This window comes from Lutispora sp., assembly GCF_041687175.1.
Classification (GTDB): domain Bacteria; phylum Bacillota; class Clostridia; order Lutisporales; family Lutisporaceae; genus Lutispora.
In genome coordinates this window covers 1-2,852 of record NZ_JAWLCK010000212.1, presented here as the reverse complement: position 1 = coordinate 2,852, position 2,852 = coordinate 1, and the positions used below count along the sequence as shown (strand labels likewise).

The 2,852-nt window shown below is 35.3% G+C and carries 3 protein-coding genes; all 3 read right to left on the bottom strand.

The window, feature by feature from the left end; all coding sequences use genetic code 11:
• The coding region (gene dctP / locus ACESM9_RS15415; protein ID WP_373000762.1) for a TRAP transporter substrate-binding protein DctP at positions 1-524 on the bottom strand (524 nt) is incomplete at its 3' end.
• Between the two features lie 209 nt (positions 525-733).
• Positions 734-1,735, bottom strand: a complete 1,002-nt coding sequence (locus tag ACESM9_RS15410) for a LacI family DNA-binding transcriptional regulator (RefSeq protein ID WP_373000759.1) — start codon at positions 1,733-1,735, stop codon at positions 734-736.
• A 283-nt stretch (positions 1,736-2,018) separates the two neighbouring features.
• Positions 2,019-2,852 (bottom strand): PLP-dependent aminotransferase family protein (locus ACESM9_RS15405; protein WP_373000757.1); only part of this gene is annotated, 834 nt, incomplete at its 5' end.

Here is a 2,852-nt window from a genome sequence, read left to right as displayed (position 1 = left end):
GAAAAAATACTTCTGCCTGAGTCAACTAACCATCCAATCCCAACAAATCCTACATTAGCGTCTGTAACATCTTGTGCTAATCGTTTTCCAATTTCGCCATGAAGAACTTTTTCAGCGTGTTTTTTGTTTGCAAACAGGTAAGGCAATCCTGCTATCTTCATACTGTCAACACCGAAATCATAAACAACAGATGCATCACTTCTATACATATCAAGTGAACCCAGCTGTATCTGTTGCATACATTCTCCACCGCTGCCCATCATTGCATTTGGATATATTTCAACTTTGATTCTTCCATCTGTTTTTTCCTCTAATATTTCACCGAATCTTTTTATGTACATAACAATACCAGTAGTTTCAGGTTGGCTGTCAGCAAATTTAATTACATGCTTTTTTGCTTCTTCTACTTCCTTAACTTCATTTTCCTTAACTTCGCTGCTTGTTGGTGTTTTAGCGGAACATCCAGACGCTACCATTGAAAAAGCAAGTACTAGAGCTAACACTAAAATTAAACTTCTTTTCATTTTAATTTTCCCCCTTGATTTTTTTCAACAATTGACTGTAGTACATGATATTCTCGGAAATCAGTGTCTTAATTTTTCCTCCGGCTCTCACCCCCTTATTGTGTTTGCCAACTAATCAGCCAGCACTTATAATAATGGTCCTTTTATTGAGTATAGCCTTCTATAATTGTTTTCTATAGCAGCATCTATTAATGACTTAATTTGAACCACTACTTAGTGCTCTCCTTCAGCTTGCTTGTAGTATCCCTTACAACAACTTTTACAGGTAATTCTGGGACTCTTACTTTTTTATTCTCAATAAGACTAATTAGTTTTTTAACTGAATTCTTTCCTTTATCAAAAATTGGCTGCTGTACTGTTGTTAACCCAAAATTGCTAGCAAGATCGATATCATCAAAGCCTACTACTGAAACATCCTCAGGTACTTTCTTCCCTTTGCTTGTGATGGCATCAATAGCTCCTATAGCAATCATATCACTGCAAGCAAATACTGCAGTTGGAAGTGTTTCGAAAGAATTCATTGTTTTGTAACCAGTTTCAAAAGTAGGTGTACCTTCTCTAATTAGTGAGTCATCTATTGGAACTCCGTATTCTTTCATCGCATCCTTATAACCTTTGAGACGTTCCTTATTAGCCATTAATGAACTAAAGCTACTTATAAAAGCTATTCTCTTATGCCCTAAAGATAATAAATATTCTACAGCCATCTTAGCGCCTTGATAGTTATTTATGTCCACACTGTTTGATTTATAATTATCAGGTAACTCAGTAGTACTAACAAAAGGGATATTATATTCATAAAATTCGTCTAATAAATTCATATGGTTTACACCAGCACTTAAGAGGATAAATCCTTCAATCATATAATTATTAAAAAGATCAATGTATTCATTCTCTTTTGCATAACAAAACATTAATTGATATCCTAGTTTGTTAATCTCTGTAGTAATACCATGTAAAACTCTTAGATAATAGGGGTTAATAAATATATATTCCGTCCCTTGAAGAGCAATCAGTCCAATTATTTTACTGTGCTTTTTTGAAATTGCAGTGGCAAGAGCATTGGGTTTAAATTTATATTGTTTTATAATTGACAAAATTCTTTCTTTTGTCTCGCCACTAACATCAGGTTTATTATTCAAAACCCGTGAAACTGTTGTTTTTGAAACATTTGCTAAACTGGCAATTTCTGAAATTGTTAAGTTTTTCATTGCAGCATCCTCTTTTTTAATTTCGTTTTAAAATTTCCGAAATCGATACCGTAACCGGTTTCGTAATTAATATTATATTACACAATTAAAAAATCATTGTCAAGTATTTCCCTCGTTTGTCAGATTATAAATATACTTCGAAATGTCCTACTAGGCAATTTGCCTTTACACCTCTGAATTCTTTGCAATACAGGTTGGATATGTAAGGAGCAGGAAATGTTGGACAGAATGGATATAATGAAAAAAAGTAAAAGAACCTTCTCTTTTACTTTTCTTTTTGCTTCTACATTACAGGTGATGTAAGAAGCGGATTCTGCTTCAATATACGGGCTAATATGTTCAGCCCCTTTATCAGCTGCTCGTCATTCTTTACTGCACCCAGTGAAATTCTCACTGCATTTGGTGGTTGTTGGTTTCCTACATAGAACTTGTATGCCGGTATTACTCTTACCTTATTCAGTAGAGCGATGTTTTCAAGATCTGCACCGGACCACCCTTCAGGAAGGTTAAGCCATAAAAACATACTGCTTTCATTGGCGTGAAATGAAAAGCCCTTAAGTATATCCTCTGCAAGCCGGAGTCTATGAGCAAGTACCTGTCTTTTTTTATTTATTATTTCTGCAGCAGCGCCGCTTTCAATTAAACGAGATGCTATTTCTGAGCTTAACGGAGTAGCCATCCATATAGTACTTGTAACAACCTGAATAAACTTGTATAATAGCTGTTCTGGGACAGCTACATAAGCTATCCTCAGTCCCGGCAGCAATGCTTTTGAAATACCGCATATAAAAATCCCTTTATCAGGCACAAGGGCGCTTAAAGCTGTCCTTTCTGTCGTATTTGTAAAATTATATATATCGTCTTCAATAAGAGTCAGGTCATACCTATGGATTATATCCGCAATAGCCTGTTTTCTATCATCTGACATCACAGTTGCTGTGGGATTTTGCATATTAGGCATAAGATAAATCCCTTTTATTTGATACTTCTTACAGGTGCTTTCAAGGCTATCGGGAATCATACCCTCTGAATCCATTGCTATGGGTTCAAGTCTAATGTTACTGAGCTGGGCTGCGTTCTTGATTCCGGTAAATGTAAGTGAATCCACAGCAATTCT